Genomic DNA, 26,099 nt, shown 5'->3' on the forward strand with positions numbered 1-26,099 from the left:
ACGTCGAGCTCGAACCGCTCACGCCCGGGAACGTGCGGGCGGTGTGCGAGCTGCGGGTCGCGCCCGGCCAGGAGTCCTTCGTCGCGCCCAACGCCGTCTCGATCGCCGAGGCGTACGTGCACCCGCAGGCCTGGTGCCGCGCGGTCCGCGCGGACGGACAGCTCGTGGGCTTCGTGATGCTGTGGGACTCCCCCGAGGAGCTCGGGCACATGCTGTGGCGGCTCATGGTCGACGCCGGCGCCCAGGGGCGCGGGATCGGCCGGGAGGTCGTGCGCCTGGTCGCCGAGCACGTCCGCGCGCAGGGCGTGCCGGAGCTGCGCGTGAGCGTCGTCGACGGAGAGGGCGGCCCGGAGCCCTTCTACCGCTCGCTCGGCTTCGTCCGCACCGGCGAGATGGCCGACGACGAGCCGGTCCTGGCCCTGGCGCTCTGATGCTCCCGGCGGTCAGCGGCGGGTGGAGACGGTGACGGTGAACCGGCGGTCGTGCGCGGCCGCCCGGGTCGGGCCGACCAGCCGCCGCAGCGCCGCCCGGTGCGGCAGCCGGTTGTTGTAGACCGCCCACAGCTCCCCGCCCGGCCGCAGCACCCGCGCCGCGGCGGCGAACAGCCGGTCGGCGGCGGCGGTGACGACGGCGGCGCCGAGGTGGAACGGCGGGTTGCAGACGACGAGGTCCACGCTCCCGTCGGGCACGGTCGCGGCGGCGTCGTCGCGCAGGACGGGCACCCGCTCCAGCCCGGCGCGGGCGAGCGTGGCCTTCGCGGAGGCGACCGCGGCGGCCGACTGGTCGGTGGCGGTCACCGCCAGCCCGGGCCGGGAGCGGGCGAGGACGGCGGCCAGCACGCCGGTGCCGCAGCCGAGGTCGAGGGCGGTGCGCGCGTCCGGGGCGGCGCCCTCGAGCGCGGCGAGCAGCAGCCGGGTGCCCTCGTCGACCCGGGCGCCGGCGAACGCGGCGCCGTGCGCGCAGACGTCGAGGTCCAGGGCGGCGTCGTGCCGGCAGCGGGGGAAGGACGGCGCGACGCCGGGCCGCGGCCCGCGGGCGACCAGCACCCGCGACTTCTGCCGGGCGAGGGTGGCCGAGACCTCGCCGAACCCGGTGCGCAGCACGTCGTTCATGCCGAGGGTCATGTGCTTGACCCGCCCGCCGACCAGGACGGTGACGTCCGGGGCGGCGGCCGCCGCGGCCAGCTCGGTCAGCTCGCGCAGCGCGTCGAGGGCCTTGGGCGCGCGGGCCAGCACGAGCGTCGCGCCGTCGAACAGGCCGGCGTCGAGGTCCCCGGTCCGGTAGGTGCCGGCCAGCCCGGTGCGCCCGGCGTTCCGGGCCAGCGCCCGCTCGCCGACCAGCAGGTCCTGGGTCACCCGCACGTCGCGCGCCCCGGCCGCGACCGCGCCGAGGGTGAGCGCGCCGTACGCGTCGTCGACGACGACCACCCGCTGCCCGGGCAGGTCCTCCGCGGTGTCGAGCATCAGCCGGTCGGTGGCGTCGACGGCGACCAGGTCGGGCGCCTCGACGTCGGGCTCCCGCCGCAGCTGCGCCAGGACCTCGTCGGCAGAAATGGCCATTTCTGCCGCTCGTCAGGACACCGGTGTGGCGGCGACGAAGGAGGCGACCACCCGGCCAAGCTCCGGGCCGACGTCCTCCTGGAGGAAGTGCCCGCCGCCGCGCAGGGTGGTGTGCGGCATGCCCTGGGCGCCGGGCACCAGCCGCTGGAAGACCCGGTCGCCGCCGCCGGTGATCGGGTCGGAGTCGGAGAACGCGGTGAGCAGCGGCTTCTCCCAGCGGGTGAGGACCTCCCACGCGGCCCGGTTGGCGGCCGCGGCGGGGTCGTCGGGCGCCGTCGGCACCAGGCTCGGGAAGACCCGGGCGCCGGCCTTGGACGCCTCGTCGGGGAACGGCGCGTCGTAGGCGGCGACCACCTCGGGCGGCAGGTCGGTGACCGTGCCGTTGGCGACGACCCGGCCGACGTCGAAGGCCCGCGCGGTGGCGGCGAACCGCTGCCAGGCGAGGAACGCCTCGCTCATCGGGGCGTCGCCGGTGGGCAGGCCGGTGTTGGCGACGACGAGCCGGGCGAACCGGTCGGGGTGCTCGGCCGCCAGGCGCAGGCCGATCAGCCCGCCCCAGTCCTGCCCGACGAGCGTGACCCCGACCAGGCCGAGGCCCTCGAACAGCGTCTGCCGCACCCACTCGACGTGCGCCGCGTAGCTGTAGGCGGCGGGGTCGGTGGGCTTGTCCGAGCGGCCGAAGCCGACCAGGTCGGGGGCGACCACGCGCAGGCCGGCGGCGGTGAGCTCCGGGATCACGCGCCGCCAGAGGAAGGACCAGGACGGCTCGCCGTGCAGCAGGACGACGACCTCGCCCGAGGCCGGGCCGACGTCGACCACCGCGACCCGCAGCGGCGTGCCGTCCCCGCCGTCGAAGGTGACGTACGTGGGCGGGTACGGGAAGTCCGGCAGCGCGGCGAACCGCTCCTCCGGCGTGCGGACGACGTCCATGGGACCCCCTGGGGCGAAGGAAGCTCGACGCACGTCCCGGCGCCCAGGACGTGCGTAGAGCTTCCTATGCCTCGGACCTCGGACGCCGGGGAGGCCGACCGGGCAGCCTCCGCCGGTCGAGTGCACCGGGCAGCAGCCGTCCGGCACCGCACCACCCCGGCGGGGCGGCGTCGTCGGGACGGCGGCAGGATCACCCGCGGACCCGGATCGACGACGCAGGGAGCGACCGTGACCGTCACCGCCCGCGAGTGGCACCTGGCCGCCCGCCCCCACGGCGAGCCCACCCCCGACGACTTCCGGCTGGTCGAGGTGGAGCACCCGGACCCCACCGAGGGCCAGGTGGTGGTGCGGATGGTCGCCATGTCGGTCGACCCCTACATGCGCGGGCGGATGCGGCTGGGCCCCTCGTACGCGGCGCCGTGGGAGGTCGGCGAGGTGATGAAGGGCGGCGCCGTCGGCCGCGTCGTCGAGTCCCGCTCCCCCGACGTGCCCGAGGGCGCGCTGGTGCTCACCGACGCCGCCTGGCGCGACGTCGCCGTCCTCGACGCCCGCCACGTCCGGCAGCTGCCGGCCACCGAGGACCTGCCGCTCACCTACTCGCTCGGCGTCCTCGGCATGCCGGGGCTGACCGCCTGGGCCGGGCTGTTCCGGGTGGCCGCCTTCCGCGAGGGCGACGCCGTGTTCGTCTCCGGCGCGGCCGGGGCGGTGGGCAGCGCGGTCGGCCAGTTCGCGAGGCTGCGCGGCGCCTCGGCGGTGGTCGGCAGCGCGGGCAGCCCGGACAAGGTCGCCTGGCTGCGCGAGATCGGCTTCACCGCCGCCTTCGACTACCACGACGGCCGGGTCAGGGACCTGCTCGCGGAGGCCGCGCCCGACGGCATCGACGTCTACTTCGACAACGTCGGCGGCGAGCACCTCGACGCCGCGCTGGGCGCGCTGCACGTGCACGGCCGGGTGGCGATCTGCGGCGCCATCTCGGGCTACAACGCCACCGAGTCGGTGCCCGGGCCGAAGAACTTCAGCTCGCTGATGATCGCCAAGCGGCTCGCGGTCACCGGGCTGCTCGTCGGCGACCACACCGACCTGCACGGCGAGTTCACCGAGACGGTGTCCGGCTGGATCCGGTCGGGGCAGCTGGCCGTCCGCGAGACCGTCTACGAGGGGCTGGAGAACGCCGTCCCCGCCTTCCTCGACCTCCTCAAGGGGGCCAACACCGGCAAGATGGTCGTCCGGCTGGCGCCCGACCCGGATTGAGGCGGCCCGGCACCGGGAAGGGGCCGGGGATGTGGCTGCTCCTCACCCGCCGACTGCGGGTCTGGTTCATCGTGACCGTCCTCGTCCCGCTGGGCACCGGGCTGCTCCGGCGCGCCGGGCTCGCCCTCGAGCGGCGGACCGGGCCGACCCAGCTCAGCCGCGGGCTGCTGCGGGCCGGTGACCTCGGCGACCGCGCGCGGGCGCGGCTGCGCGGCGGTGGCCGACGGCGCCGGTGACCACCGCGGCCCGGGTCCCGGCCCTCGACCACACCCCGGCGACCGCGCCCACCCGCGCGGTCGCCGTCTTCGCGCACGGCGGCACGGTGAGCAGCGTCGAGCCGCCGCGGGAGCGGGCGCTGTCGCTGGTGCGGATGCGGGCGATCCAGGAGGCGGTGTCCCGCGCCGCGGGCGGCCGGGGCGTCGAGACCTACCTGGTCCGCTACCGCGTGGCGGGCTGGAACGGGGCCGCCGCCGACGCGCACGCCGACGTCCGCTGGGCGCTGGACCGCGTGCGCGAGCGGCACGGCGACGTCCCGGTGGTGCTGGTCGGGCACTCGATGGGCGGCCGGGCGGTGCTGCGCGCGGGCGACGACCCGTCGGTCACCGCGGTCTGCGGGCTCGCGCCGTGGACGCCGCCGGGCGAGCCGGTCGGCCACCTGCACGGTCGCACCGTCGTCCTCGCCCACGGCCGCGGCGACCGCTGGGTGCCGGCGCGGCTGTCGGCGGACTTCGCCGTGCGCGCGCACCGGGCCGGCGCGCGGGTCGCGCGGTTCACGCTGCCCGGCGGGCACGGCATGGTGCGCCGGGTCGGCCGGTGGCACGCGCTGGTCCGCGACGTCGTCCTGTCCGGGGCGGGGCTGGCCCCGTGGCGTGCCGACCTGGGGGACGCTCTGGGCGCCCCGGACGGGGAGGGGCTCGCCGTCCCGCTGTGAGGCGGTGACCGAGGACAGGGAGCGCGCGTGGAGGAAGTGCTCGCCGACGTCGTCGGCGTCATGGTCACCGTCGTCGAGGCGTGCGGGGCCGTGGTCATCTTCGCCGGCGCGCTGTGGGCCTTCGCCCGCTTCCTGTGGGTGGGGCTGCGCCGCGGCGGGACGTCGGCCTTCGTGCCGGTCCGGCTCACCCTGGGCCGGTTCCTCGCCCTGGGCCTGGAGTTCCAGCTGGCCAGCGACGTGCTGCGGACGGCGGTCGCGCCGAGCTTCCGGGAGCTGGGCCAGCTGGCGGCGGTCGCGGCGATCCGCACGGCGCTGAACTACTTCCTGTCCAAGGAGATCGCCGAGGAGCGGCGGCAGGTCGCCGAGGAGACCGGCGCGCCCGCGCCCGACCCGGCGTCGGCCGAGCACCGCGGGCGCGGGGTGTGACCTCGCTCGGCCCCGTCCCCGGGCTGCTCGCCCTCGCCGTCAGCGGGCTCGCCCTGGTCGCCGGGGCGGTGACCCTCGCGAGCACCCGGCGGCCCCGGCTCGCGCTGGCGGTGTTCCTGGACCTCCTGCTCGCGGCCGGGCTGCTGCGCCTGGCCGTCGAGCCGACCTGGTCGTCGGTCGGCACCGCCGCCGCCGTCGTGGCGCTGCGCCGGGTGATCGGCGCGGGCCTGCGGGCGGGCGGCCGGGTGCTGTCCCCGCCGGTCGTGACACGGCCCGGCCCGGACCGCTGGCCTCCGCGCCCGTGACTGCCGGGTCGGCCTCGCGCTGCGCACGACCCCCGGCCGGCCGGGGAGCTCCATGGGGCTGGCCGCGATCGTCGAGTCGCACTTCTCCTTCGAGGAGCGCGGGATCGCGGCCGCCCTCGACCGGCTGCCGGGCACCGCCGCCGGTCTGCTCGGGGCCGGGGTCGGCCTCCCGCGCGCGGACGGCGGACCCGGTCGTCAGGAGAACAGCGCGCTGTAGCCGTTGAGCGCGGGCTGGCCGCCGAGGTGGGCGTAGAGCACCGTCGACGACGGGTCGATCTCGCGGCGGCCGACCAGGTCGAGCACCGCGGCCATCGACTTCCCCTCGTACACCGGGTCGGTGACCATGCCCTCCGTGCGGGCGGCCGTCTCCATCGCGCGGATCGTCGCCTGGTCGGGGATGCCGTACACGCCGCCGTGGAAGCGCTCGTCGAGCTCGACGTCGTCGAGGGTCAGCTCCCGCCGCACGCCGATGGCGCGCGCGGTCCGCTGGGCGATGCGCAGCACCTGGTCGCGGGTCTCGGCGGGCTTGGCGGAGGCGTCGACGCCGAGCACCCGCCGCGGCCGGCCGCCCTGCTCCTCGAGCAGCGCGAACCCGGCGACCATCCCGGCCTGCGTGGACCCGGTGACCGAGCAGACGACGACGGTGTCGAAGAAGACGCCGAGCTCGGCCTCCTGCTGCGCCACCTCCAGCGCCCAGTGGGCGAAGCCGTGCCCGCCGAGCGGGTGGTCGCTGGCCCCGGCCGGGATGGCGTAGGGCTTGCCGCCGCGCGCCTCGATCTCGGCGAGCGCGGCCTCCCAGCTCTCCTTGAACCCGATGCCGAAGCCGGCCCTGACCAGCCGCACGTCGGCGCCGGCCAGCCGGCTGACCAGGATGTTGCCGACCTTGTCGTAGACGGCGTCGGGCCAGTCCACCCAGCTCTCCTGCACGAGCACGCAGGACAGCCCGACGTGGGCGGCGACGGCGGCCACCTGGCGGGTGTGGTTGCTCTGCACGCCGCCGATGGAGACGAGGGTGTCGCAGCCCTGGGCGAGCGCGTCGGCGACCAGGTACTCCAGCTTGCGGGTCTTGTTGCCGCCGTAGGCGATGCCGGAGTTGCAGTCCTCCCGCTTGGCCCACACCGCGGCGCCGCCGAGGTGCGCGGTGAGCCGGTCCAGCCGGTGCACCGGCGAGGGGCCGAACAGCAGCGGGGTGCGGGGGAAGTCAGCGAGGCTCGTCATCGGTCTCCTCCAGTCCGGACAGCAGCGCGGTCCAGATCTCGGTCGTCGTGGCGACGGCGGCGTCGACGTCGGCGGCCGCCCAGGCGGCGATCAGGCGGTCGTGCAGGGCGACGGACCCGCGGCCGTGTGCCGCGGCGAACCGGGCCCGCTCCAGGCGGCGGATGGCCGGGGTGAGCCGCTCGACGGTCGCGGTCAGCGCGGTGTTGCCGGCCCGGTCGAGCAGCACGCCGTGCAGCTCGTCGTCGGCGGCGAGCGCCGCGTCGAGGTCACCGGCGTCCACGGCGGCGGCGAAGCGCTCGTTGGCGGCACGCATCGCGGCGACGTCGTCGCCGGTCACCCGGCCGGCGACCTCCCGGGCGGCGAGCTCGTGCATCGCCCGGACGACGACGGCGGCGTCGCGCACCTGCCGGCGCCGCAGCGGGGTGACCCGCGTGTGGCTCTGCGGCTTGGCCTCGACCAGCCCCTCGTCGACCAGCTTGGCCAGCGCGGCGCGCACCGGCGCCACCGACAGGCCGAGGCGGGTGGCCAGCTCGGTGTCCTTGACGACGGCGCCGGGTGCCAGGTCGCCGCTGACGATCGCCGACCGGATGCGGGCCAGCGCCTGGTCGCGGAGCAGCACCCGGCCGACGGGGACGAGCGGCGCGGTCATAACTGACATCTCAGATGTCAGTCGCTCCGGCGTCAACCCCCAGGTGCGGCAGGCGGGAAACCGGCGCTCCGTGGCAGGCGTGGGCCTCGTCGGGGCGGGGACCGCCGTCCACGATCACCGGCATGGACTGGAGCACCGCCCCCGCCGACGCCGCCGCGCACTTCGCCCGCCGGCTGGCCGTGGAGACCGACGTGTCCGACGTGCACGCCGCGCTGGAGTCCGGCGAGCCGGGCTTCGTGCTGCTCGACAGCCGCAGCCGGGAGGCGTGGGACCAGGGGCACGTGCCCGGCGCGGTGCACCTGCCCGGCCGGGAGGTCACGGCGCGCGCGCAGGCCGAGCTGGACCGGTCCGTCCCGGTGGTGACCTACTGCTGGGGCCCGGGCTGCAACGGGGCCACCCGCGCGGCGCTGGCGCTGGCCCTGCTCGGCTTCCGGGTGCGGGAGATGATCGGGGGCTTCGAGTACTGGGCGCGGGAGGGGCTGCCGGTGGCGACCGCGGACGGCCTCACCCGCCCGGACGTCGACCCGCTGACCGCGCCGGTCAGCTGCGGGTGCTGAGGTCGGGGACGTCGTCGTCGGCCAGGCGGGCCCACAGCAGCTCGTCGTGCTTGACGCCGTCGCCGTAGCGGAAGGAGCGGCGCAGCCGGCCCTCGAAGGTGAAGCCGGCCTTCTCCGCCACGCGGCCCGAGGCGGGGTTCTCCACGGCGTGCACGAGCTCGACCCGGTCGACCGGCAGCGCGGCGAAGCCCCAGCGCAGCGCGGCGTCCACGGCACGCGGCGCCACCCCGCGGCCGCGCGCGGCGGGCACCGTCCAGTAGCCGACCTCGGCGTCGCCCTGGTCCAGGTCGATGGAGTGCAGGTTCACCGAGCCGAGCAGCTCACCGCCGGCGGCGTCGACGACGGCCCAGGCGGCGATCCGCCCGCTGCTCCAGTCGGCGCGGCGGGCCACCCAGATCCGTGCGTCCTCGAGGGTGGCCACCCGGCCCGGGTTGCTCCACACGGTCGTGGCCGGGTCGGTGAGGGCGGCGTGGACGGCCCCGGCGTCGCCGGCCCGCCACGGGCGCAGCCGCAGCGGGCCGGCGGGCACCTCGACGGGGGCGGGGACGACGTCGGTCACGCCCCCGATCGTGCCGGAGGGCTCAGTCCTCCCCGGAGCCCGGCTCGGCCATCTTCCGGTTGAGCTTGGCCGCCACGTTGCCCGGCGTGATCGCCGACAGCCGCCCCATCGCCTTGCTGGCCAGCGACCCGGCGAACACCGACGCCTCGCCCTTCATCAGGCCCTCGAAGCCCTGGCGGGCGACCAGCGCCGGGTCGTCCTTGGCGTCGGTGGCGCCCAGCCGGGTGTCGGTGAGGTCGCCGCGGTCGAAGAACTCGGTGTCGGTGGGCCCGGGCAGCAGGGCGGTCACGCTCACCCCGCGGTCGGACAGCTCCTCGCGCAGCGACAGCGCCAGGTGCTGGGTGAACGCCTTGCTCGCTCCGTAGACGGCCTGGAAGGGCTGGGGCGCCTGCGAGGCCACCGACGAGGTGATGAGGATCCGGCCCTCGCCGCGGGCGGCCATGTCCTGCGCGACGGCCTTGCCGACGTGCACGGTCGAGCCGCAGTTGAGCGCGACGATCTCCAGCTCGCGCGCCAGGTCGGTGTCGGTGAACGCCCCGCCGACGCCGACGCCGGCGTTCAGCGCGGCGGCGTCCAGCGGCCGCCCGGAGCCGCGGACGGCCGCCACCAGCAGCTCACACCCCTCGTAGCGCGACAGGTCGGCCCGGACCGGCGAGACGTGCGCGCCCATCCCCCGCAGCGTCTCGGCGGCGGCGTCCAGCTCGTCGTCCTCGGCCGCGACGACCAGGTCGAAGCCGTTCTCGGCGAACTGCTTGGCCAGCTCCAGGCCGATGCCGCTGGAGGCTCCGGTGACGAGGGCGAGGGGGCGGTCGGTGGGCAGGGTCACGGGGACTCCCGGGGTCGGTCGCGGGCTGCGGTCGCCCCGGTCATGCCCGATCCGGCGGGGGCCGACCCATCCGCTCAGACCGCGACGGAGACCCCGATCCCGCCGCGGGTGTCGCCGCCGTGACGGGCGATCTCCGCGTCGAGGTCCAGCGGGCGGATCGTCATGGCCTGCGCGCGGACGTCATCGGTGATCCGGTCGGCCGGGAGCAGCCAGGAGACCTCGAACTCCAGGCCGTCGGGGTCCTGGGCGTAGAGGGCCTTGGTGGTGGCGTGGTCGGAGGCGCCGACCAGCGCCCCGGCGGCGGCCAGCGCGTCGCGGACCCGGGCCAGCTCGGCGAGGGTGTCCACCTCCCAGGCCAGGTGGTACAGCCCGACGGTCGCACGGCCGGCCTGCGACGGGCCGGCGCCGGCGCCGGCGGCGAACAGGCCGAGGTCGTGGTCGTTGGTCGACCCCTCGGCCTGCAGGAACACCGCCCGGCCGGGGATCTCCGCCTTCACCCGGAAGCCGAGCACGTCGCGGTAGAAGGCGGTGCTGCGCTCGACGTCGCGGACGTAGAGGACGGCGTGGTTGAGGCGCTGGACCGGCATCGCGGCCTCCTGTTCCGGGAGCACGTGTGCACTTCCGCGGAAGTGCACACCCAGTGTGCGCGCGGGTCGATGAACGTTCAAGCAGTGGACCGGCGCGACGACGGGGTAGAGGGCCCGCCATGGACCACTCACGCGCACCCGTCCTCGAGGCCCTGCAGGAGTTCCGCCGCCGCGGCGACGTCGTCTACGGCCCGCCCGGGCACAAGCAGGGCCGCGGCGTGGACCCGCGGGTGCTGGAGGTCGTCGGCGCCGACGTCTTCCGCAGCGACGTCCTGTCGCTCAACGGGCTCGACGACCGGCGCGAGTCGCAGGGCGTGGTCACCCAGGCCGAGGACCTCATGGCCCACGCCGTCGACGCCGACCGGGCCTTCTTCTCCACCTGCGGCAGCTCGCTGTCGGTCAAGAGCGCGATGATCTCCGTGGCCGGGCCGGGCGAGACCATGCTGGTCAGCCGCAACGCGCACAAGTCGGTGATCGCGGGGCTGATCATCAGCGGCATCCGGCCGGTCTGGGTGCACCCGCACTTCGACGCCGAGCGGCAGCTGGCCCACCCGCCGGAGCCGGAGGACGTCCGCCGCGCGCTCGACGCCCACCCCGAGGCCAGGGGCATGCTGCTGATCACCCCGACCGACTGGGGCACCTGCGCCGACATCGCCGGCGTCGCCGAGGTGCTGCACGGGCGCGACCTGCCGCTGATCGTGGACGAGGCCTGGGGCGCCCACCTGCCCTTCCACCCCGACCTGCCGGCCTGGGGCATGGACGCCGGCGCCGACGTCGTCGTCGTCAGCGTGCACAAGATGGGCGGGGCGGTCGAGCAGTCCTCGGTCTTCCACCTCCGCGGCGACCGGGTGGACCCGGACGTGCTGAAGCAGCGCGAGGACCTGCTGGGGACGACGAGCTCCTCGGCGCTGGTCTACCTGACCCTCGACGGCTGGCGGCGACAGATGGTCGAGCACGGCCGCGAGCTGCTGGGCGCGGCGATCGAGCGGGCCGGCCGGGTCGCCGAGCGGATCCGGGAGCTGCCCGGGATGCGGTTGATGGGCCGCGAGGTGGTCGGCCCCGGGATGGCCTTCGACCTCGACCCGCTGGTGCTCACGATCGACGTCCGGGGGCTGGGGATCACCGGCTACCAGGCCGGCGACTGGCTGCGCGCCGAGCGGCACGTCGACGTCGGCTCGGCCGACGCCTGCCGGATCAGCGCCCGCCTCACCCACGCCGACGACGACGAGACCGAGCGGACGCTGGTCGAGGCGCTGCGTGCGCTGGCCGACGGCGCGGCGTCGATGGAGCGCCCGCCGCGGGTGGAGCTGCCCGAGCCGCGCGCCCTGGAGCTGGAGAACGCGATGACCCCGCGGGACGCCTTCTTCGGCCGCGTCGAGCAGGTGCCGATCGCGGAGGCGGCCGGCCGCGTCGTCGCCGAGCTGGTCAGCCCCTACCCGCCGGGCGTGCCGGTGCTCGCGCCGGGCGAGCGGGTCAGCCAGGAGGCGCTGGACCACCTGACCAGCGGGGTCGAGGCCGGGATGCTCGTGCCGGACGCGGCCGACCCGACGATGAAGAGCCTGCGCGTCGTCATCGAGTGAGTGAGCACCGCAGCGAGCGCCGGCGAGCGAGGAGCGGAGCGAACGGGCCGCGGAGCGGCGGGATGAGCACCGAGTGAGTGGCCCGACGGTCACGGTCGCGGTCGACGATGCCCTGCGCCCGCTGCTGCCGGCGCGGGACCGGGCGTCGGGCCGGCGGGTGCTCGCCGCCGACCCGGACGCGACCGCGGGCCACCTGGTGCAGGCCGCCGGCGTCCCGCTGACCGAGGTGGGCGAGCTGCTGGTCGACGGCGTCCCCCTGCCCCGGGACGCCCGGCCGCCGCCCGGCGCGACCGTCGTCGTCCGGCCCGCGCCGCGGCCGCAGCCGGTGCCGCCCGGCGGCTTCCTGCTCGACGTCGGGCTGGGCGCCCTGGCCCGGCGGATGCGGCTGCTGGGCCTGGACGCCGCGTGGTCGCCGGAGGCCCGCGCCCCGGACGCCGACGACGCCGAGCTGGTCGCGGCCGCCGTCGCCGAGGACCGGGTGCTGCTCACCCAGGACCGCGGGCTGCTCATGCGCCGCGCACTGCCCGCGGGCGCGTGGGTGCGCGGCGCGGCGCCGGACGAGCAGCTCGCCGACGTCCTCGACCGCTTCCGCCCGCCGCTGGCGCCGCTCACCCGCTGCCCGGCCTGCAACGGCGTGCCGGTCGCCGTCGACGCGGCCGAGGTGGCCGGGGAGCTGGAGCCGGGCACCCGGCGGACGGCGACCGACTTCTCCCGCTGCCCGCGCTGCGGCCGCGTCTACTGGCGCGGGGCGCACGCCCGCCGGATCGACGCCCTCGTCGAGCGTGCGCGGCGGCTCACCGCCGGGTGACCCAGCACAGCCTCACCTCGGCCCGCGGGGGCCACGTCCTGGCCCCACCGTGACACCCCGGGCGGGCAGTGCGGGGGGCAGGAACCCCCTCCCGTCCCCTGCGAGGCCCCCGTGTACCTGTCGAAGACCGAGGCCGCCGTCCTGCCGACGACGCTCGTCGGCACCCCCAAGACGCCCCCGCCGGCCGCCACCGGGCGACGGCGGGTCTGGCCGCTGCTCGGCCCGGCCTTCGTCGCCGCCGTCGCCTACGTCGACCCCGGCAACTTCGCCACCAACTTCTCCGGCGGCGCCTCGTTCGGCTACACGCTGCTGTGGGTGATCGTCGCGGCCAACCTCATGGCGATGCTCATCCAGAGCCTCACCGCCAAGCTGGGCCTGGCCACCGGCCGCGACCTCGCCACCAACTGCCGCGAGCGGCTGCCCCGGCCGGTCACCCGGGGGCTGTGGCTGCAGGCCGAGGCGGTCGCCATCGCCACCGACCTGGCCGAGATCGTCGGCGGCGCGGTCGCGCTGAACCTGCTGTTCGGGGTGCCGCTGCCGATCGGCGGGGTCATCACCGCCGTCGTCGCCTTCGTCCTGCTCGGCGCCCAGTCGCGGGGGCACCGGCCGTTCGAGCGGGTCATCACCGGGCTGCTGCTGGTCATCGGGCTGGGCTTCGGCTACACGCTGGTCGGCTCGGGGGTCGACGGCGGCGGGCTGGCCGGCGGCATGGTGCCCTCCTTCGACGGACCGGAGAGCCTGGTGCTGGCCGCGGGGATCCTCGGCGCCACGGTCATGCCGCACGTCATCTACGTGCACTCCGCGCTGACCCCGGGCCGCTACGGCGACGTCGTCACCGCGGGGCGGACCGAGCAGGGACGGCGCCGGCTGCTGCGGGCCCAGCGGATCGACGTCCTGGTCGCGATGGGACTGGCCGGGCTGGTCAACGCGGCGATGCTGGTCATCGCCGCGCAGCTGTTCACCGCCGACGACGGCATCGCGTCGCTGGAGAGCGTGCACGCGGGCCTGGGCGACCAACTCGGTACCGGCGCGGCCCTGGCCTTCGCCGTCGCGCTGCTGGCCAGCGGGTTCGCCTCCTCCTCGGTGGGCACCCACGCCGGCCAGGTCGTCATGGCCGGGTTCCTCAAGCGGCACGTCCCGGTGCTGGTCCGCCGGCTGGTCACCCTGGCCCCGGCGCTCGCGGTGCTCGTCCTCGGCGGCGACCCGACGACGGCGCTGGTGTGGTCGCAGGTCGTGCTCAGCTTCGGCATCCCGTTCGCGCTCGTGCCGCTGCTGTGGCTGACCAGCCGGCGCGACCTCATGGGCGGCTGGGTGAACCGGCGGGTGACCACGGTGGCGGGCTCGGTGGTCGCGCTGCTGATCATCGGCCTCAACGCCCACCTGCTGGTCGGCCTGGTCCTCTGACCGGCCGTGCCCCTCAGGCGGGTTCGGGGACGCCGCCGGGGTCGCCGCCGGGGTCGTCCGGCGTCGGCTCGACCGGCGCCGGCGGCAGGGGTTCCGGCGCGTCGGGGAGCAGCTCGCCCGGGTCGTCGGGGACGGGCTCGGTCGGGTCGAGGGGCGGGTCCGGTTCGGGGATGGGCGCGACCATCCCCCGAGTCAACCAGCGGCTCCCCGTTCCGCGCGACGGGCGGCGGCGAGGTCGGCGGTGCCCCGGACGTCGTCGGCGATCGCCGGCCACGGGGCGCGGGGCAGCTCGTGGCCCATCCCCGGGTGGGCGACGAGGCGGCTCCCTGCGTGCTCGGGCAGCAGCGCGAGGCCGAGGACACGCTGACCGTCGTCGGCCACCGGCTGGACCGGCTGTCCGGCCCGCGTGCCGGGGACTGGTCAGGCGACCGCCGTCCCCAGCACGTGCGGGCTCGGGGGGAGGCGGACGGCCGTCGGCGGGAAGTCGAAGCGCCGCACCCGCCGCACGGTGAAGCCGGCCCGCTCGATGTCGGCGACCTGGTCGGTGGCGGTGTGGCAGCCCGCGGCGAGCAGCGGCCAGACGGTGGCGTCGACCAGGCGCTGCACCCGCCGCAGCCGGCGGTCCTCCGCGACGGTGTGCTCGAGGAACCGCAGCTCACCGCCGGGACCGAGCACCCGGCGCAGCTCACCCAGCGCCTGTGCCCGCTCCCGGATGCTGCACAGGACCAGGCACAGCACACCGGCGTCAGCGGCGCCGTCGGGCAGCGGCAGCGCGTCGGCCGTGCCGGCGTGCACCTCGACGGGGACGCCGGCCGCCTCCGCCTCCCGCTCGGCCGCGGCCCGCAGGCGAGGCTCGGGCTCGACCGCGACGACGCGGGTGACCGTCGGCGGGTAATGGCGGAAGTTCAGCCCGTTGCCGCAGCCGACCTCGACCACCACGCCGGCCAGCCCGCCGAGCAGCTCGCGGCGGAGGTCGGCCATGCCGGCGTCCTCGATCCGCCGGCTCATCCGCTCGTAGAACCGGCTGAAGACGGGGTGGGGGCGGTCGGTCGCCATGCGGCACGGTCCCGGCACCGCCGGGGCGGCGTCAAGCGGGCAGGCGGGTCGACCAGGTGGACAGCCCGCCCGCGGGCCGGAAGCCGAGCGCCTCGTTGACCGCGACCATCGGCCGGTTGGTGTCGGAGTTGTAGGTGCTGATCCGCCGCACCTGCGGCAGCGTCGCGGCGAGCTCGCGCAGGACCGCGACCTTGATGCGGGCGCCGAGGCGGTGCCCGCGGTGCTCGCGCAGCACCAGCGTGCCGCCCTGGTGGGCCCGCTCCGGCTGCGCGAGGGGGACGTGCAGGTCGGTGAAGGCGACCAGCCGGCCGTGCCGCAGCGCACCGGCCGACAGGACGGTGCGGCCGCGGTCCAGGAGGACGGTCTCCTGCTCGCGGACCCGGGCGGCGTCCCACTCCTCCTCGCCGACCGGCACGTCCCCGCTCGGCGCGTCCGTCGACATCCGGCGGCCGAGCAGCGCCCGGTCCTCGAGCAGCTCGTCCGGCGTCCGGTCCCGCCAGGTGCGCACCTCGTAGTCCGCGCTCGCGGCGGCCGCCCCGGCCTCCAGGGCCGCCAGCCGGTCCTCGTCCACGGGCAGCAGCAGGTCCCGGCGGGTCTCCTGCAGACCGCAGGACCACCCGTGCGCCTGCGCGAAGGCGCGGCCGGCCGTGCCGGGACCGGGCTCGTCGACCTCGGCCACCAGCGACGAGCGCCCGGCCGCCGCGGCCAGCCGCGTCCCCTCCGCCAGCAGCGCGGTGCCGACGCCGCGCCGGCGGGCGGCGGGGTGCACGGCGACGTCGACGTGCGCCACCGAGGTGTTGTCGCGCACCGGCAGCAGCAGGCGCAGGGCGCCGACGACGGCCCCGTCGGCGACCGCGGCCCGGTGGGTGCCCCGCATCGCGCCGCCCGGGGTGGTCAGCCGCCGCGCCAGCGCGACGTGGTCGCTCGCCGGGCGCGGGGCCTCGCCGGGACGGTCGGCGCGCTGGGCCGCCGCCCACACCGCGCACCAGGCGGCGAACCGGGCGTCGTCCGGGCCGGTCCGCACGATCTCCACCCGTCCGTCGTACCGCCCGCCGCAACGGGATTCCGGCGGGCGGCCGGGCTCAGGCGGGCCAGGTGCCGGCGAAGTGGTGCACCGGGCCGTGGCCGGAGCCGATGCCCAGCGACTCCCCCGCCTCCAGCGCCCGCTGCAGATAGTCGCGGGCCTGCTCGACCACCGGCTCCCACCGCCCCGGCCCGCCGACGCCGCGGGCCACCAGCGCCGCGATCGCCGAGGACAGCGTGCAGCCGGTGCCGTGCGTGGCGGTGGTGTCGACCCGCGGCCGCCGGGTGACGACGACGCCGTCGGCGGTGGCCAGGACGTCGACGCTCTCCGCCCCGCCGAGGTGCCCGCCCTTGGCCAGCACCGCGCCGGGCCCGAGCTCCAGCAGTGCCTCCGCCTGCGCGGCGAGCTCGTCGACCGACGTCGCGGGCGCGGTGTCCAGCAGCGCGGCCGCCTCGGGCACGTTCGGGGTGACCAGCTCGGCCACCGGCAGCAGCTCGCTGCGGACCGCGGCGATCGCGTCGTCGTCGACCAGCCGGTCCCCGCTGGTGGCGACCATGACCGGGTCGACGACGAGCGGCCCGGCGGCGCGGCCGGCCAGCCCCGCGGCGACCTCGCGGACGACGTCGGCGGTGCCGAGCATGCCGGTCTTGGCCGCGTGCACGGTCACGTCGTCGAGCAGGGTGCGGACCTGCTCGCCCACGAACGCCCCGGGCACGGGGTGCACGCCGGTGACGCCACGGGTGTTCTGCGCGGTGAGCGCGGTGAGGACGGCGGTGCCGTAGACGCCGAGCGCGCTGAACGTCTTGAGGTCGGCCTGGATGCCGGCGCCGCCGCTGGGGTCGCTGCCGGCGACGGTCAGCGCCACGGGCACCCCCGCGCGCCCGGTCACCGGGCCGCCCGCAGGGCCCGGGCCGCGGCGGCCGGGTCGGGCACGGCGCACACCGCCGAGACCACGCAGATCCCGTCCACGCCGGTGACCAGCGGCGCCCGCTCGACGTCGATGCCGCCGATCGCCACCGACCGCAGCCCGCCGGCCGCCGCCTTCGCCGCCAGCGCGGCCACCCCCTCGGGCCCGAGGCCGGTGCCGGCGTCGGGCTTGGTGGGGGTGGACCAGACCGGCCCGATGCCGACGACGTCGACGGTGCCCGGCGGCAGCGCCAGCGCGACGGCCAGCTCGTCGTCGGACCCGGCCGACAGGCCCAGCAGCCGGTCGGGGCCGATCCGCGCGCGCACCTCGGCGGCCGGGGTGTCGTCCTGGCCGACGTGCACGCCGTCGGCGCCGGCCATCAGGGCCACCTCGACGTCGTCGTTGACGAACAGCGCCACGCCCGTGCCGGCCAGGACCTCCTTGACCGACAGCGTCAGCGCGTACAGCTGCCGGCACGACGCCGTCTTGTCCCGGACCTGCACCGCGGTCACCCCGCCGGCCACCGCCGCCCGGACGACGTCGGGCACGCCGCGGGGCCCGGCCAGCGCGGTGTCGGTGACCAGGTAGAGCGTCGGGTCGAAGGCCGGTCTCACCGGGTCACCTCCGCGACGGACAGGTCGGGGACCGTGTCGAGCGCGTCGAGCCACAGCGGCGCGAAGGTGCCCGGCCCGGCCGCGGCGGCGGCTGCCGCCTCGGCGGCCAGCGCGACGTGGGCGTGCGCGGCGACGGCGCCGGTCAGCGGGTCGTCGGTGACGGCGACGTAGGCGGCGACGAGGGCGCCCAGCGCGCAGCCGGCGCCGGTGGTGCGGGTCAGCAGGACCGAGCCGCCGCCCACCCGGACGGTGCGGGTCCCGTCGGTGACGACGTCGACCTCGCCGCTGACGGCGACCACTCCCCCGGTGCGCCCGGCCAGCGCGACGGCGGCGTCGAGCGCCTCGTCGACCTTGTCGGTCGAGTCGACGCCGCGGCCGCCGGTCCCGGCGCCGGCCAGCGCCATGACCTCGGAGGCGTTGCCGCGGACGACGGCCGGGCGCGACTCCAGCAGCTCGGCGGCGAGCCCCGTGCGGTAGGGCAGCGCGCCGACGGCGACGGGGTCGAGCACCCACGGCGTGCCGGCGGCCGCGGCCGAGCGGGCGGCCAGCCGCATCGCCTCGGCGGTGCGCTGGTTGACGGTACCGACGTTCACCAGCACCGCCGAGGCCACGGCCGCGAACCCCTCGGCCTCCAGCGGCTCGTCGACCATCGCCGGGGCGGCGCCGACGGCGAGCAGCGCGTTCGCCGTCAGCGTCTGCACGACGGTGTTGGTCAGGCAGTGCACCAGCGGTGCGGCGCCCGTCAGCGCCTGACGGGCAGCGGTCAGAGCAGCGGCATCCACGCCGTGACATCCCTTCGCCAGCATGACCTGGACAGGTTCGACGGGTGTGTTCTCAGCCCGCCGGCCGGCGGACACCCCGAGTCACTGCCCGTCGACGCTACCCCCGGTCCGCCAGGCGCTGTCGAAGAAGGCCAGCTCGAGCTCCATGGCCCGCCGGTAGGCGCGGCGCGCGGCCGGGGTGTCGGCGGCCAGCCGGTCCAGCAGCGCCTCGAGCGTGGCGGCGAGCTCCTCGAAGCCCGGGTCGGCGTAGGTGTCGACCCACTCCCGGTACGGCCCTGTTGCACGTGGAACCAGCGCCCGGCCCAGGTGCGCGTAGAGCCGCATGCACGGCGTCATCGCGGCAGCCACCTCGCCGACGTCGCCGAGCGCGGCCGTGGCCAGCAGGAACTCGGTGTAGGCGAGCGTCGCCGGGGCGGGGGTGACGGCGGCCAGGTCGATGCCCCAGCGGGCGGCGTAGCCGTCGTGCAGCCGCAGCTCCTCGCGGACGCCGGCCAGCAGGTCGGCGAAGGACTCCAGCGTCGCCCGGTCGCGGCTGTGCGCCACCCCGAGCGCGTAGGCGCGGGCGAAGGCCTCGAGGAAGAACGCGTCCTGGGCGACGTACCCGGCGAACCGCTCGCGCGGCAGCGTGCCGTCGGCGATCCCGGTGACGAACGGGTGCTCCCGCGCGGCGGCGGCGAGGTCGGCGCTGCCCGCCCAGAGGTCCGCCGCGAGGGTCACGCGTCCAGCGCCATCTGCCAGAACGCGGTCTCCGCGGCGACCACCTCGAGGAAGACGGAGTCGGGCGCCCCGCCGGCCACCGCCTCCAGCCCGGCCACGTACTCGGCGAAGCCCGGCGCCGTCCAGTGCTCGACGAACTCCCGGTACGGCTCCGCGCCGGGCCGGGCGGCCGACCACGCGTCGAGGTAGGTCCGCTCGATCGTCCACAGCGCGGTCAGCGCGGTCGGCAGGTCGGCGGCGTCGAGCCGGTACAGCAGGTCCCCGTAGGCGATGGTGGCCGGCAACTGCGGGGCGTCGAGGTCCAGCCCGCGGGCGGCGGCCTGCTCCGCGAACCAGTCCAGCTCCGCGACCAGCGCCACGCACCCCGCGGCGAGCACCCCCTGCGCCGCGCGGGGCGCCCGGGCCAGCAGCCGCGCCTGGAAGCGCAGCAGGTCGGCGACGAAGTACGCGTCCTGCACCAGCCAGGTGTCGAAGGCGGCGGGCGGCAGCGTGCCGTCGCGGACGGCGTCGAGGAACGGGTGGCGGGTGGCTCGGCCCCAGGCGTCGGCGTGGCGGGCGAGCAGGTCGGCGACCGGCACGGCGCCCGACCCTACGGGGTGGCTATGGTGGCGCCGCCATGTGCGGGAGCTCGGGGCAACCGGGCTGAGAGGGCGGCTGAGCGCGCCGCCGACCGCTGGAACCTGACCGGGTAATGCCGGCGTAGGGAGCGACCATGAGCACGGCGGACCCTGTCCGTACCGACGCCGTCCGTACGGCTGACGCACCCCTCACCCTCGACCAGGCGCCCCCGCGCACGCTGGGCCTGGCCGCCAACCTAGGCCTGTGGGCCAACCTCGGCGTCAGCCTGCTGCTGCCGGTGGCGGCGGTGTTCGTCGTCCTGCCGGGGCGGTCGCTGGCGGTCACGCTCGCCGCGGTCGTCGTCGGCGCCGTGCTCGGGTCGGCGCTGCTCGGGCTGGTGGCCGCCGCCGGCGCGCGGGAGGGCGTGCCCGGGATGGTGCTGCTGCGCGGGCTGCTCGGCCGGCGCACCTCCTGGCTGCCCACGGCGTTCAACCTGGTGCAGTGCGTCGGCTGGGCGACGTTCGAGATCGTGGTCATCGCCGAGGCCGCGGCCCGGGTGCTGGACGCGCCGCGCTGGCCGTTCGTCGTCGCCGCCGGGGTGCTGGCCACCGCGATGGCGCTGCGGCCCCTCGGCGTCGTGCGGGTGCTCGCCCGGTACGCCGTCTGGGCCGCGCTGGCCGCCGTCGCCTACCTGTTCGTGCAGGTCCTCGCCGAGCCGCTGCCGCCGCTGGAGGGCGGCGGGGCGGCGTCGTTCTGGACCGCCGCCGACATCGTCATCGCGCTGCCGGTGTCCTGGCTGCCGCTGGCCGCCGACTACACCCGCCACGCCCGCAGCGCCCGCGCCGCCGGCGTCGGGTCGGCGGTGGGCTACGGCGCCGCCACCGTCGTCATGTTCACCCTCGGCGTGCTGGCGCTGGCCGCCTACGGCAGCGCGGGCATCGACGTCATCGGCGCGCTGCTGGCCGTCCCGCTGGGCGCCGTGGCGGTGCTCGTGCTGGTCGCCGTCGAGCTCGACGAGGCGTTCGCCAACCTGTACTCGACTGCGGTGTCGGCGCAGAACGTCGTCGCGCGGCTGGACCGGCGGGTGCTCGCCGTCGTCGTGGGTGCGGTCGCGACGCTGCTCGCGCTGACCTTCGACGTCGCCGCCTACGAGCCGTTCCTCTTCCTCATCGGCGCGGTGTTCGTGCCGCTGGCCGGGGTGCTGATCGTGGCCTACTGGCTGACCCCGCGCGGGCGCTGGGACACCTCCGACGCCGCGCCCGCCCGGCCGCTGTACCTGCTGCCGTGGGCCGCCGGGTTCGTCGCCTACCAGCTGACCCTGCCCACGTACTTCCCGGGCCCGGGGGCGGGCTGGACGGCGTGGTGGGGCGCGCGGCAGGCCGCCCTCGGCATCGACCCGGCCAACGGCTGGTCGGCGTCGCTGGTGGGGCTGGCCGTGGCCGTCGTGCTCACCGTGCCGCTCGTGCTGGCCGGCCGCCGGCGGTGACCGACGTCGCCGTCGCGGGAGGCGGCCTGGTCGGGCTCGCGGTGGCCTGGCGGGCCGCCCGCCGCGGGCTGTCGGTGACCGTCGTCGACGACGCCCCGGGCAGCGGCGCCTCCGCCGCGGCGGCCGGGATGCTCGCGCCGGTCACCGAGGCCGGCTACCGCGAGGAGCCGCTGTTGCGGCTGGGCCTGGACTCCCTCGCCCGCTGGCCGGCGTTCGCCGCGGAGCTCGAGGCCGCCGCCGGGACGCCGGTCGGGCTGTGCACCGCGGGCACGCTGGTGGTCGGGTTCGACGAGGACGACGTCCGCGAGCTCGACGCGCTGCACGCCTTCCAGGGCGAGCTCGGCCTGGCCGCACGGCGGCTGACCCCGCGCGAGGCCCGCCGCCGCGAGCCGGCGCTGGCCACCCGCGTGCGCGGCGGGCTGCTGGTCGAGGGCGACCACTCGGTGGACGGGCGGGCGGTGCACGCCGCCCTGCTGGCCGCGGCGGCGTCGGCCGGGGTGCCCCTGCTGCGCGACCGGGTGGCGGAGGTGGTCGTCGACGGCGGCCGCGCCGCCGGCCTGCGGCTGGCGTCCGGGGACGTGCTCGCCGCCGGCGTCACGGTGCTCGCGCTCGGCGCGCGCAGCGGGCGGCTGCCCGGCGTCCCGCCGCTGCCGGTGCGCCCGGTCAAGGGCCAGGTCCTTCGGCTGGCCGGCGCGGCCGGGCTGCTCGGGGGCACCGTGCGGGCGCTGGTCCGCGGCCGGCCCGTCTACCTCGTCCCCTACGCCGGCGACCGGCTGGTCGTGGGCGCCACCAGCGAGGACCGCGGCTTCGACGCCCGGGTCACCGCCGGCGGCGTGCACGACCTGCTGCACGACGCGATCGACGTCGTCCCGGAGGTCTCCGAGCTGGAGCTGACCGAGACGCTGGCCCGCTGGCGGCCGGGGACGCCGGACAACGCGCCGCTGCTCGGGCCCTCGTCGCTGCCCGGGCTGGTGCTGGCCACCGGCCACCACCGCAACGGCGTGCTGCTCACCCCGGTGACCGCCGAGGCCACCGCCGAGCTGCTGGCCACCGGCGCCCTGCCCGCGGTGGCCGCCCCGTTCACCGCCGACCGCTTCGGGATCGGACCTCCGAGGAGGACGCAGTGCAGCTGACCGTCAACGGCGCCCCGGCCGACCTGGCCGACGGCGCCACCGTGGCCGACCTCGTCGCCCAGCGCGCCGCGGGCCACGACCGCGTGGCCGTCGCCCGCAACGGCGACGTCGTCCCCCGCAGCAGCTGGGCGCAGACCCCGCTGGCCCCCGGCGACGCCGTCGAGGTGCTCGCCCCGACCGCAGGAGGCTGACCGTGCTGGAGGACCCGTTCGAGCTGGGCGGCGAGACGTTCGGCTCCCGGCTGCTGCTCGGCACCGGCGGGGTGCCCAGCCTGGAGGCGCTGGAGGCCGCGGTGCGCGCCTCGGGCACCGAGGTGGTGACCGTGGCGCTGCGCCGGGTGGAGGCGTCCGCGACCGGCTCGATGATGCAGGTGCTCGACCGGGCCGGCGTCCGGCTGCTGCCCAACACCGCCGGGTGCATGACCGCCCGCGAGGCGGTGCGCACCGCCCGTCTGGGCCGCGAGGCGTTCGGCACCGACTGGGTCAAGCTCGAGGTCATCGGCGACGACGTCACCCTGCTCCCCGACGCCGTCGAGCTGCTCGACGCCGCCGAGCAGCTGGTCGCCGAGGGTTTCACCGTGCTCGCCTACACCACCGACGACCCGGTGCTCGGCCGCCGCCTGGCCGACGCCGGCTGCGCCGCGGTCATGCCGCTGGGCTCGCCGATCGGCAGCGGCCTGGGCATCCGCAACCCGCACGCCATCGCGCTGCTGCGGGAGGCCGTCGACGTGCCGCTGGTCCTCGACGCGGGCATCGGCACCGCCTCGGACGCCGCGCTGGCCATGGAGCTGGGTTGCGACGCGGTGCTGCTGGCCACCGCGGTCACCCGCGCCCGCGACCCCGAGCGCATGGCGCTGGCCATGCGACAGGCGGTGGAGGCCGGCCGGCTGGCGAAGCTGGCCGGCCGCATCCCGCGCCGCTGGCACGCCGAGGCGTCGACGCCGTTCGAGGGGCTGCCGGCGCTGTGACCGTCCCCCGCCTGCTCGTCGTCACCGACCGGACGCAGGCGCGCGGCCCGCTGCCCGAGGTGGTCGCGGACGCCGTCGCGGCCGGCGCCCGGGCGGTGCTGCTGCGGGACAAGGACCTGCCGCTGCCCGGGCGGGCGGCGCTGGCCCGTGAGCTGCGGGCGGTGCTCGACCCGGTGGGCGGGCTGCTCGTGTGGGGCGGCGCGGCCGGGGCGCCGGCGGGGACGGCGGCGCACCTGTCCGCCGCCGACCCGGTCCCCGCCGTCCGCCCGCCGCTGCTGGGCCGCTCCTGCCACTCGGCGGCGGAGCTGGCGCGGGCGGCGGCCGAGGGCTGCGACTGGGTGACCCTGTCCCCCTTCGCGCCCACCCCGTCCAAGCCCGGCCACGGCCCGGCGCTGGGCGCGGCCGGGCTGGCCGCGCTGGTCGGCGGCGCCCCGCCGGTGCTCGCGCTCGGCGGCGTGCGGCCGGGGGACGTGGCCGGGTGCCTGGCCGCCGGGGCGCACGGGGTCGCCGTCATGGGGCCGGTGATGCGCGACCCGGCCGTCGTCGCGGCCTACCGCGCGGCCCTCCCGGCCGGGTGATCCAGGCCCGGACGTGTGACGCCGGTCGCAGCCGGGTTTACGGAACCGATCCGCGAGCCATACGCAGGTGTTCGACTTCGCGTCCACGACGGGACGCCGACACGAGGAGTACACGGGGTGAGACGCGGAACGGCCGGTCCTGGCTGGCCGTCGGCGTCGCCTCCGCCCGCCCGGGACGGGCTGTCCTGGGAGCTGTCCGACGTCGCCGAGCTGCCCCGGGTGCGGGAGGAGCTGCGGCGGTCGCACGTCGCGCCCGACTCGCCCGACGTGCGCGACCGGCTGGTCCTCGTGCTCGACGAGATGGCCTCCAACGCGCTGCGCCACGGCGGCGGCGCGGTCGAGGCGGTGGTGCGCCACACCGGGGACGCCTTCCTGGTCGCCGTGTCCGACGGCGCCGCCGGAACCCCGCCCACCCCGGCGGTCGACCGCGACCCCTCCGAGGGCGGCCTGGGGCTGTACCTCATCGCCGAGCTGTCGACGGCGCACGGCTGGTACGCGGACGACGGCCACAAGACCGTCTGGGCGGTGCTCCCTCCGCGCTGAGCTTCAGTCCTGGGGGTGGAGGCGCATGGCGACCAGAGCGACGTCGTCCTGGAGGCCCTCGGGGCGCAGCCGGGCGAGGAGCGCGTCGCCGAGCCGCTCCAGCGGGAGGTCGGCGAGGCGGGCCAGGGCGGTCCCCAGCAGGCCGATCCCGTCGTCGAGCAGCAGGTCGCGGCCCTCGACCAGCCCGTCGGTGTAGAGCAGCAGCGTCGAGCCGCGGGGGACCTCCACCGCGGCCGAGCTGCGCCGGGCGCCGGGGTCGACGCCGAGCATGAGCTGGCCGCGCTCGGTGCCCAGCGTGTGCACCTCGCCGTCGGGGGTGAGCAGCAGCGGCGGTGGGTGCCCGGCGTTGGACCAGCGCAGGGTCGTCGTCCCGGCGGCGCGCTGCTCCGGCGTCTGCTCGACGCGGGCGACCACCGCGGTGGCCATCGTGCGCATGCCGAGCGCGTCGACGGCAGCGTCGAGCTCGGCCAGGACGGCGTCGGGCGGGACGTCGCCGCGGTAGGCGATGCCGCGCAGCATGCCGCGCAGCTGGCCCATGCTCGCCGCGGCCTCGGTGTCGTGGCCGACGACGTCGCCGATGACCAGCACGGTGGCGCCGTCGGGCTGGAGGAACGCGTCGTACCAGTCGCCGCCGACCTGGGCGACCTCCAGCGCCGGCTGGTAGCGGACGACGATCTCGGCGTGGTCGGGCTGCGGCGGCGCGGTGAGCATGCTGCGCTGCAGCGCCTCGGCCAGCCGCCGCTGCTGGTCGAACAGCCGGGCGTTGTCCAGCGCCAGGGCGACGCGGTCCGCGACCTCGCGGGCGGCGGCGACCTCCTCGGCGTTCGCGGCCGGACGGTCGGCGCCGCGGTAGACGCTCAGCGCGCCGAGCGTGCGCCCGCGGGCCAGTAGCGGCAGGGTCACCGCCGTCCGCGGGGCCAGCGCGTCGAAGACCTCGCGGACCTGGTCCGGGAGCGTCGGGCGGATGGCCGCCGGGACGTCGTCGACGGTGAGCAGCCGGCCGGACTGCAGCGCCCGCAGCACGGGCGCGTCGGCGGGGACCGACGCCAGCCGCAGGTCGGCGTAGGCCGCCGCGGCCGTCCGCATCGCCGGGTCGCGGTGCCAGCTCGCGACGTCGCGCATCCGGCCGTCCTCGCCGGCGGACAGCGTGAGGATCACCCAGTCGCCGAGCACGGGGACGACGGCCTCGGCGACCCGCTGCAGCGCCGGCTCCTCGGCGCCCCCGGAGCCCAGCGACGCGGACATGAGCGCGCTGACCTCGGCGACCAGGGACAGCCGGGCGGCGCTGTCCCGGGCCCGCTGCTCGGCGGCGCGGCGCTCGGTGACCTCGAGGAAGTAGACCGACAGCCCGTCGGGACCGGGCCACGCGCGGACCTCGTACCAGGCGTCCAGCGGCGGCGGGTAGTACGCCTCGAAGACCCGCTCCTCGCCGCGCTCCATCGCCGCCCGGTAGTTGACCTCGAAGTCGCTGCCGACCGCGGCGGGGAACAGCTCCCACAGGTCCCCGCCGACCAGCTCGTCGCGGCGGCGGCGCAGCACCCGCTCGGCCTCGGCGTTGACGTAGGTGAAGCGCCAGTCGCGGTCGAGGGCGAAGAACGCCGACCGCATCGTCTCGAGGATCCGGGACACCCGGGCGTCGCCCTCGTGCAGGCCCGTGGTGTCGATGCCGGCGCCGAGCAGCCGCACCGCCCGCCCGCGGTCGTCGGCCAGCGCGCGGCCGCGGCCCTGCACCCACCGGGTCTCACCGGAGGGCAGCACGATGCGGAACTCGGCGTCGTAGGCGCCGACGGTGTCGATCGCCTCCTGCAGGGCGGCGAGGGTGCGGTCCCGGTCGTCGGGGTGCAGGCGGTCGGCGAAGGCCCCGATCGTCTCGCCGAACCCGTCGGCCTCCAGCCCGAAGATGGCCAGGAGCTGGTCGTCCCAGGCGAGCCGGCCGGACTCGAGGTCCCAGTCGAAGCTGCCGATGCCGGCGGCGTCGATCGCCAGCTCGAAGCGCAGCCGGGCGACCGCGAGGTCGTCGGGCAGCACCGACAGCGGGCGGGCTGCCGCTCCCGTCGACCCCGGACGCTGCTCGGGGACGGTCACGGGAAGCGGGGGTCCATTCGGTGCGGGAGCGGTGGTCCGCCGTCCTTTCTCCCATGCCG

Annotated in this window: 34 protein-coding genes and 1 riboswitch; of the genes, 17 read left to right on the forward strand and 17 right to left on the reverse strand. The window is 77.2% G+C overall.

Going from position 1 to position 26,099, the window contains the following annotated elements; genetic code table 11:
* Nucleotides 1–41 precede the first annotated feature (41 nt).
* Entirely contained in the window at nt 42–431 is a 390-nt protein-coding gene (locus ACI8AR_RS15105) for a GNAT family N-acetyltransferase (RefSeq protein ID WP_457051756.1), read from the forward strand.
* Between the two features lie 12 nt (nt 432–443).
* Here ACI8AR_RS15105 and ACI8AR_RS15110 read toward each other — a convergent pair whose 3' ends face one another.
* Complete coding sequence (locus tag ACI8AR_RS15110) at nt 444–1,559, reverse strand: class I SAM-dependent methyltransferase (RefSeq protein ID WP_457051757.1); 1,116 nt, start codon at nt 1,557–1,559, stop codon at nt 444–446.
* 12 nt (nt 1,560–1,571) lie between these two features.
* Nucleotides 1,572–2,489 carry a haloalkane dehalogenase gene (locus ACI8AR_RS15115; RefSeq protein ID WP_457051758.1) on the reverse strand — a complete coding sequence of 306 codons (918 nt, stop codon included), beginning with the start codon at nt 2,487–2,489 and terminating at the stop codon, nt 1,572–1,574.
* A 228-nt stretch (nt 2,490–2,717) separates the two neighbouring features.
* On the opposite strand from ACI8AR_RS15115, the gene ACI8AR_RS15120 reads away from it, so the two are divergent.
* The 6 genes from ACI8AR_RS15120 to ACI8AR_RS15145 are packed head-to-tail and all read left to right on the forward strand — an operon-like array spanning nt 2,718 to nt 5,619.
* Nucleotides 2,718–3,740: an NADP-dependent oxidoreductase gene (locus ACI8AR_RS15120; RefSeq protein ID WP_457051759.1), complete on the forward strand. Its 1,023-nt coding sequence runs from the start codon at nt 2,718–2,720 to the stop codon at nt 3,738–3,740.
* Nucleotides 3,741–3,769: 29 nt separating this feature from the next.
* Nucleotides 3,770–3,976, forward strand: a complete 207-nt coding sequence (locus ACI8AR_RS15125; protein ID WP_387991279.1) for a hypothetical protein — start codon at nt 3,770–3,772, stop codon at nt 3,974–3,976.
* On the forward strand, nt 3,973–4,671 hold the full coding sequence (locus ACI8AR_RS15130; protein WP_457051760.1) for a serine aminopeptidase domain-containing protein: 699 nt from the start codon (nt 3,973–3,975) through the stop codon (nt 4,669–4,671). Before ACI8AR_RS15125 ends, ACI8AR_RS15130 begins: the two co-directional genes overlap by 4 nt.
* Before the next feature lie 27 nt (nt 4,672–4,698).
* On the forward strand, nt 4,699–5,097 hold the full coding sequence (locus ACI8AR_RS15135; protein ID WP_456930389.1) for a DUF1622 domain-containing protein: 399 nt from the start codon (nt 4,699–4,701) through the stop codon (nt 5,095–5,097).
* On the forward strand, nt 5,094–5,402 hold the full coding sequence (locus ACI8AR_RS15140) for a DUF1622 domain-containing protein (protein ID WP_457051761.1): 309 nt from the start codon (nt 5,094–5,096) through the stop codon (nt 5,400–5,402). Before ACI8AR_RS15135 ends, ACI8AR_RS15140 begins: the two co-directional genes overlap by 4 nt.
* Before the next feature lie 52 nt (nt 5,403–5,454).
* Nucleotides 5,455–5,619 (forward strand): hypothetical protein, encoded by a 165-nt coding sequence (locus tag ACI8AR_RS15145; RefSeq protein WP_457051762.1) that lies wholly within the window; start codon nt 5,455–5,457, stop codon nt 5,617–5,619.
* Here ACI8AR_RS15145 and ACI8AR_RS15150 read toward each other — a convergent pair.
* Together ACI8AR_RS15150 and ACI8AR_RS15155 are read right to left on the reverse strand one after the other, a co-directional pair.
* Complete coding sequence (locus ACI8AR_RS15150; protein ID WP_457051763.1) at nt 5,598–6,620, reverse strand: 1-aminocyclopropane-1-carboxylate deaminase; 1,023 nt, start codon at nt 6,618–6,620, stop codon at nt 5,598–5,600. The two genes, ACI8AR_RS15145 and ACI8AR_RS15150, sit on opposite strands and share 22 nt — an antisense overlap.
* A complete protein-coding gene (locus ACI8AR_RS15155) occupies nt 6,604–7,269 on the reverse strand; it encodes a GntR family transcriptional regulator (protein ID WP_457051764.1) in 666 nt (221 codons plus the stop codon). The genes ACI8AR_RS15150 and ACI8AR_RS15155 overlap by 17 nt, the downstream gene beginning before the upstream one ends.
* A 122-nt stretch (nt 7,270–7,391) precedes the next feature.
* Here ACI8AR_RS15155 and ACI8AR_RS15160 point away from each other — a divergent pair, with 122 nt between their 5' ends.
* Nucleotides 7,392–7,826 carry a rhodanese-like domain-containing protein gene (locus ACI8AR_RS15160; protein ID WP_457051765.1) on the forward strand — a complete coding sequence of 145 codons (435 nt, stop codon included), beginning with the start codon at nt 7,392–7,394 and terminating at the stop codon, nt 7,824–7,826.
* Here ACI8AR_RS15160 and ACI8AR_RS15165 read toward each other — a convergent pair.
* The 3 genes from ACI8AR_RS15165 to ACI8AR_RS15175 form a co-directional block, all read right to left on the reverse strand.
* Nucleotides 7,810–8,385 (reverse strand): GNAT family N-acetyltransferase, encoded by a 576-nt coding sequence (locus ACI8AR_RS15165; RefSeq protein ID WP_457051766.1) that lies wholly within the window; start codon nt 8,383–8,385, stop codon nt 7,810–7,812. The two genes, ACI8AR_RS15160 and ACI8AR_RS15165, sit on opposite strands and share 17 nt — an antisense overlap.
* Before the next feature lie 22 nt (nt 8,386–8,407).
* The gene (locus ACI8AR_RS15170; RefSeq protein ID WP_457051767.1) at nt 8,408–9,211 is read right to left on the reverse strand and encodes an SDR family NAD(P)-dependent oxidoreductase; all 804 of its coding nucleotides are present in this window, start codon (nt 9,209–9,211) and stop codon (nt 8,408–8,410) included.
* A gap of 74 nt (nt 9,212–9,285) precedes the next feature.
* Nucleotides 9,286–9,798, reverse strand: a complete 513-nt coding sequence (locus ACI8AR_RS15175; protein WP_457051768.1) for a VOC family protein — start codon at nt 9,796–9,798, stop codon at nt 9,286–9,288.
* Between the two features lie 119 nt (nt 9,799–9,917).
* Here ACI8AR_RS15175 and ACI8AR_RS15180 point away from each other — a divergent pair, with 119 nt between their 5' ends.
* The 3 genes from ACI8AR_RS15180 (at nt 9,918) to ACI8AR_RS15190 (ending at nt 13,590) form a co-directional block, all read left to right on the forward strand.
* Nucleotides 9,918–11,378: an aminotransferase class I/II-fold pyridoxal phosphate-dependent enzyme gene (locus ACI8AR_RS15180; RefSeq protein WP_457051769.1), complete on the forward strand. Its 1,461-nt coding sequence runs from the start codon at nt 9,918–9,920 to the stop codon at nt 11,376–11,378.
* A 73-nt stretch (nt 11,379–11,451) separates the two neighbouring features.
* Nucleotides 11,452–12,186 carry a Mut7-C RNAse domain-containing protein gene (locus tag ACI8AR_RS15185; protein ID WP_457051770.1) on the forward strand — a complete coding sequence of 245 codons (735 nt, stop codon included), beginning with the start codon at nt 11,452–11,454 and terminating at the stop codon, nt 12,184–12,186.
* A 111-nt stretch (nt 12,187–12,297) separates the two neighbouring features.
* Nucleotides 12,298–13,590 (forward strand): Nramp family divalent metal transporter, encoded by a 1,293-nt coding sequence (locus ACI8AR_RS15190; RefSeq protein WP_457051771.1) that lies wholly within the window; start codon nt 12,298–12,300, stop codon nt 13,588–13,590.
* Between the two features lie 13 nt (nt 13,591–13,603).
* Here the strand turns inward: ACI8AR_RS15190 and ACI8AR_RS15195 are convergent, their stop codons facing one another.
* The 9 genes from ACI8AR_RS15195 to ACI8AR_RS15235 form a co-directional block, all read right to left on the reverse strand.
* The gene (locus ACI8AR_RS15195) at nt 13,604–13,774 is read right to left on the reverse strand and encodes a hypothetical protein (protein WP_456936205.1); all 171 of its coding nucleotides are present in this window, start codon (nt 13,772–13,774) and stop codon (nt 13,604–13,606) included.
* Between the two features lie 8 nt (nt 13,775–13,782).
* The gene (locus ACI8AR_RS15200; protein ID WP_457051772.1) at nt 13,783–13,971 is read right to left on the reverse strand and encodes a hypothetical protein; all 189 of its coding nucleotides are present in this window, start codon (nt 13,969–13,971) and stop codon (nt 13,783–13,785) included.
* Between the two features lie 39 nt (nt 13,972–14,010).
* Entirely contained in the window at nt 14,011–14,646 is a 636-nt protein-coding gene (locus tag ACI8AR_RS15205; protein ID WP_457051773.1) for a class I SAM-dependent methyltransferase, read from the reverse strand.
* Nucleotides 14,647–14,677: 31 nt separating this feature from the next.
* Complete coding sequence (locus tag ACI8AR_RS15210; RefSeq protein WP_457051774.1) at nt 14,678–15,679, reverse strand: GNAT family N-acetyltransferase; 1,002 nt, start codon at nt 15,677–15,679, stop codon at nt 14,678–14,680.
* 49 nt (nt 15,680–15,728) lie between these two features.
* The gene (gene thiD, locus ACI8AR_RS15215) at nt 15,729–16,535 is read right to left on the reverse strand and encodes a bifunctional hydroxymethylpyrimidine kinase/phosphomethylpyrimidine kinase (protein WP_457051775.1); all 807 of its coding nucleotides are present in this window, start codon (nt 16,533–16,535) and stop codon (nt 15,729–15,731) included.
* Nucleotides 16,536–16,555: 20 nt separating this feature from the next.
* Nucleotides 16,556–17,191 (reverse strand): thiamine phosphate synthase, encoded by a 636-nt coding sequence (thiE, locus tag ACI8AR_RS15220; RefSeq protein ID WP_457051776.1) that lies wholly within the window; start codon nt 17,189–17,191, stop codon nt 16,556–16,558.
* Nucleotides 17,188–17,973 (reverse strand): hydroxyethylthiazole kinase, encoded by a 786-nt coding sequence (thiM, locus tag ACI8AR_RS15225; RefSeq protein ID WP_457051777.1) that lies wholly within the window; start codon nt 17,971–17,973, stop codon nt 17,188–17,190. The genes thiE and thiM overlap by 4 nt, the downstream gene beginning before the upstream one ends.
* A riboswitch (TPP riboswitch) is annotated at nt 17,966–18,062 on the reverse strand. It overlaps the preceding gene by 8 nt.
* Entirely contained in the window at nt 18,055–18,690 is a 636-nt protein-coding gene (locus ACI8AR_RS15230; RefSeq protein WP_457051778.1) for a TenA family protein, read from the reverse strand. Its footprint overlaps the riboswitch before it by 8 nt.
* The gene (locus ACI8AR_RS15235) at nt 18,687–19,268 is read right to left on the reverse strand and encodes a thiaminase II/PqqC family protein (protein ID WP_456936212.1); all 582 of its coding nucleotides are present in this window, start codon (nt 19,266–19,268) and stop codon (nt 18,687–18,689) included. The genes ACI8AR_RS15230 and ACI8AR_RS15235 overlap by 4 nt, the downstream gene beginning before the upstream one ends.
* Before the next feature lie 134 nt (nt 19,269–19,402).
* Between ACI8AR_RS15235 and ACI8AR_RS15240 the strand changes: the two genes are divergently transcribed.
* The 6 genes from ACI8AR_RS15240 (at nt 19,403) to ACI8AR_RS15265 (ending at nt 23,955) form a co-directional block, all read left to right on the forward strand.
* A complete protein-coding gene (locus tag ACI8AR_RS15240; protein WP_457051779.1) occupies nt 19,403–20,734 on the forward strand; it encodes a purine-cytosine permease family protein in 1,332 nt (443 codons plus the stop codon).
* The gene (gene thiO / locus ACI8AR_RS15245) at nt 20,731–21,867 is read left to right on the forward strand and encodes a glycine oxidase ThiO (protein WP_457051780.1); all 1,137 of its coding nucleotides are present in this window, start codon (nt 20,731–20,733) and stop codon (nt 21,865–21,867) included. Before ACI8AR_RS15240 ends, thiO begins: the two co-directional genes overlap by 4 nt.
* Complete coding sequence (gene thiS, locus ACI8AR_RS15250; RefSeq protein WP_456936215.1) at nt 21,858–22,058, forward strand: sulfur carrier protein ThiS; 201 nt, start codon at nt 21,858–21,860, stop codon at nt 22,056–22,058. The genes thiO and thiS overlap by 10 nt, the downstream gene beginning before the upstream one ends.
* Before the next feature lie 2 nt (nt 22,059–22,060).
* The gene (locus ACI8AR_RS15255; RefSeq protein WP_457051781.1) at nt 22,061–22,834 is read left to right on the forward strand and encodes a thiazole synthase; all 774 of its coding nucleotides are present in this window, start codon (nt 22,061–22,063) and stop codon (nt 22,832–22,834) included.
* Nucleotides 22,831–23,412 (forward strand): thiamine phosphate synthase, encoded by a 582-nt coding sequence (locus tag ACI8AR_RS15260; protein ID WP_457051782.1) that lies wholly within the window; start codon nt 22,831–22,833, stop codon nt 23,410–23,412. Before ACI8AR_RS15255 ends, ACI8AR_RS15260 begins: the two co-directional genes overlap by 4 nt.
* A 117-nt stretch (nt 23,413–23,529) precedes the next feature.
* Nucleotides 23,530–23,955, forward strand: coding sequence for an ATP-binding protein (locus ACI8AR_RS15265; protein ID WP_456927798.1), 426 nt, complete (start codon nt 23,530–23,532; stop codon nt 23,953–23,955).
* Between the two features lie 3 nt (nt 23,956–23,958).
* Here ACI8AR_RS15265 and ACI8AR_RS15270 read toward each other — a convergent pair whose 3' ends face one another.
* Nucleotides 23,959–26,040 carry a SpoIIE family protein phosphatase gene (locus ACI8AR_RS15270; RefSeq protein ID WP_457051783.1) on the reverse strand — a complete coding sequence of 694 codons (2,082 nt, stop codon included), beginning with the start codon at nt 26,038–26,040 and terminating at the stop codon, nt 23,959–23,961.
* Nucleotides 26,041–26,099 lie beyond the last annotated feature (59 nt).

It is taken from the genome of Geodermatophilus sp. SYSU D01036 (assembly GCF_054050435.1).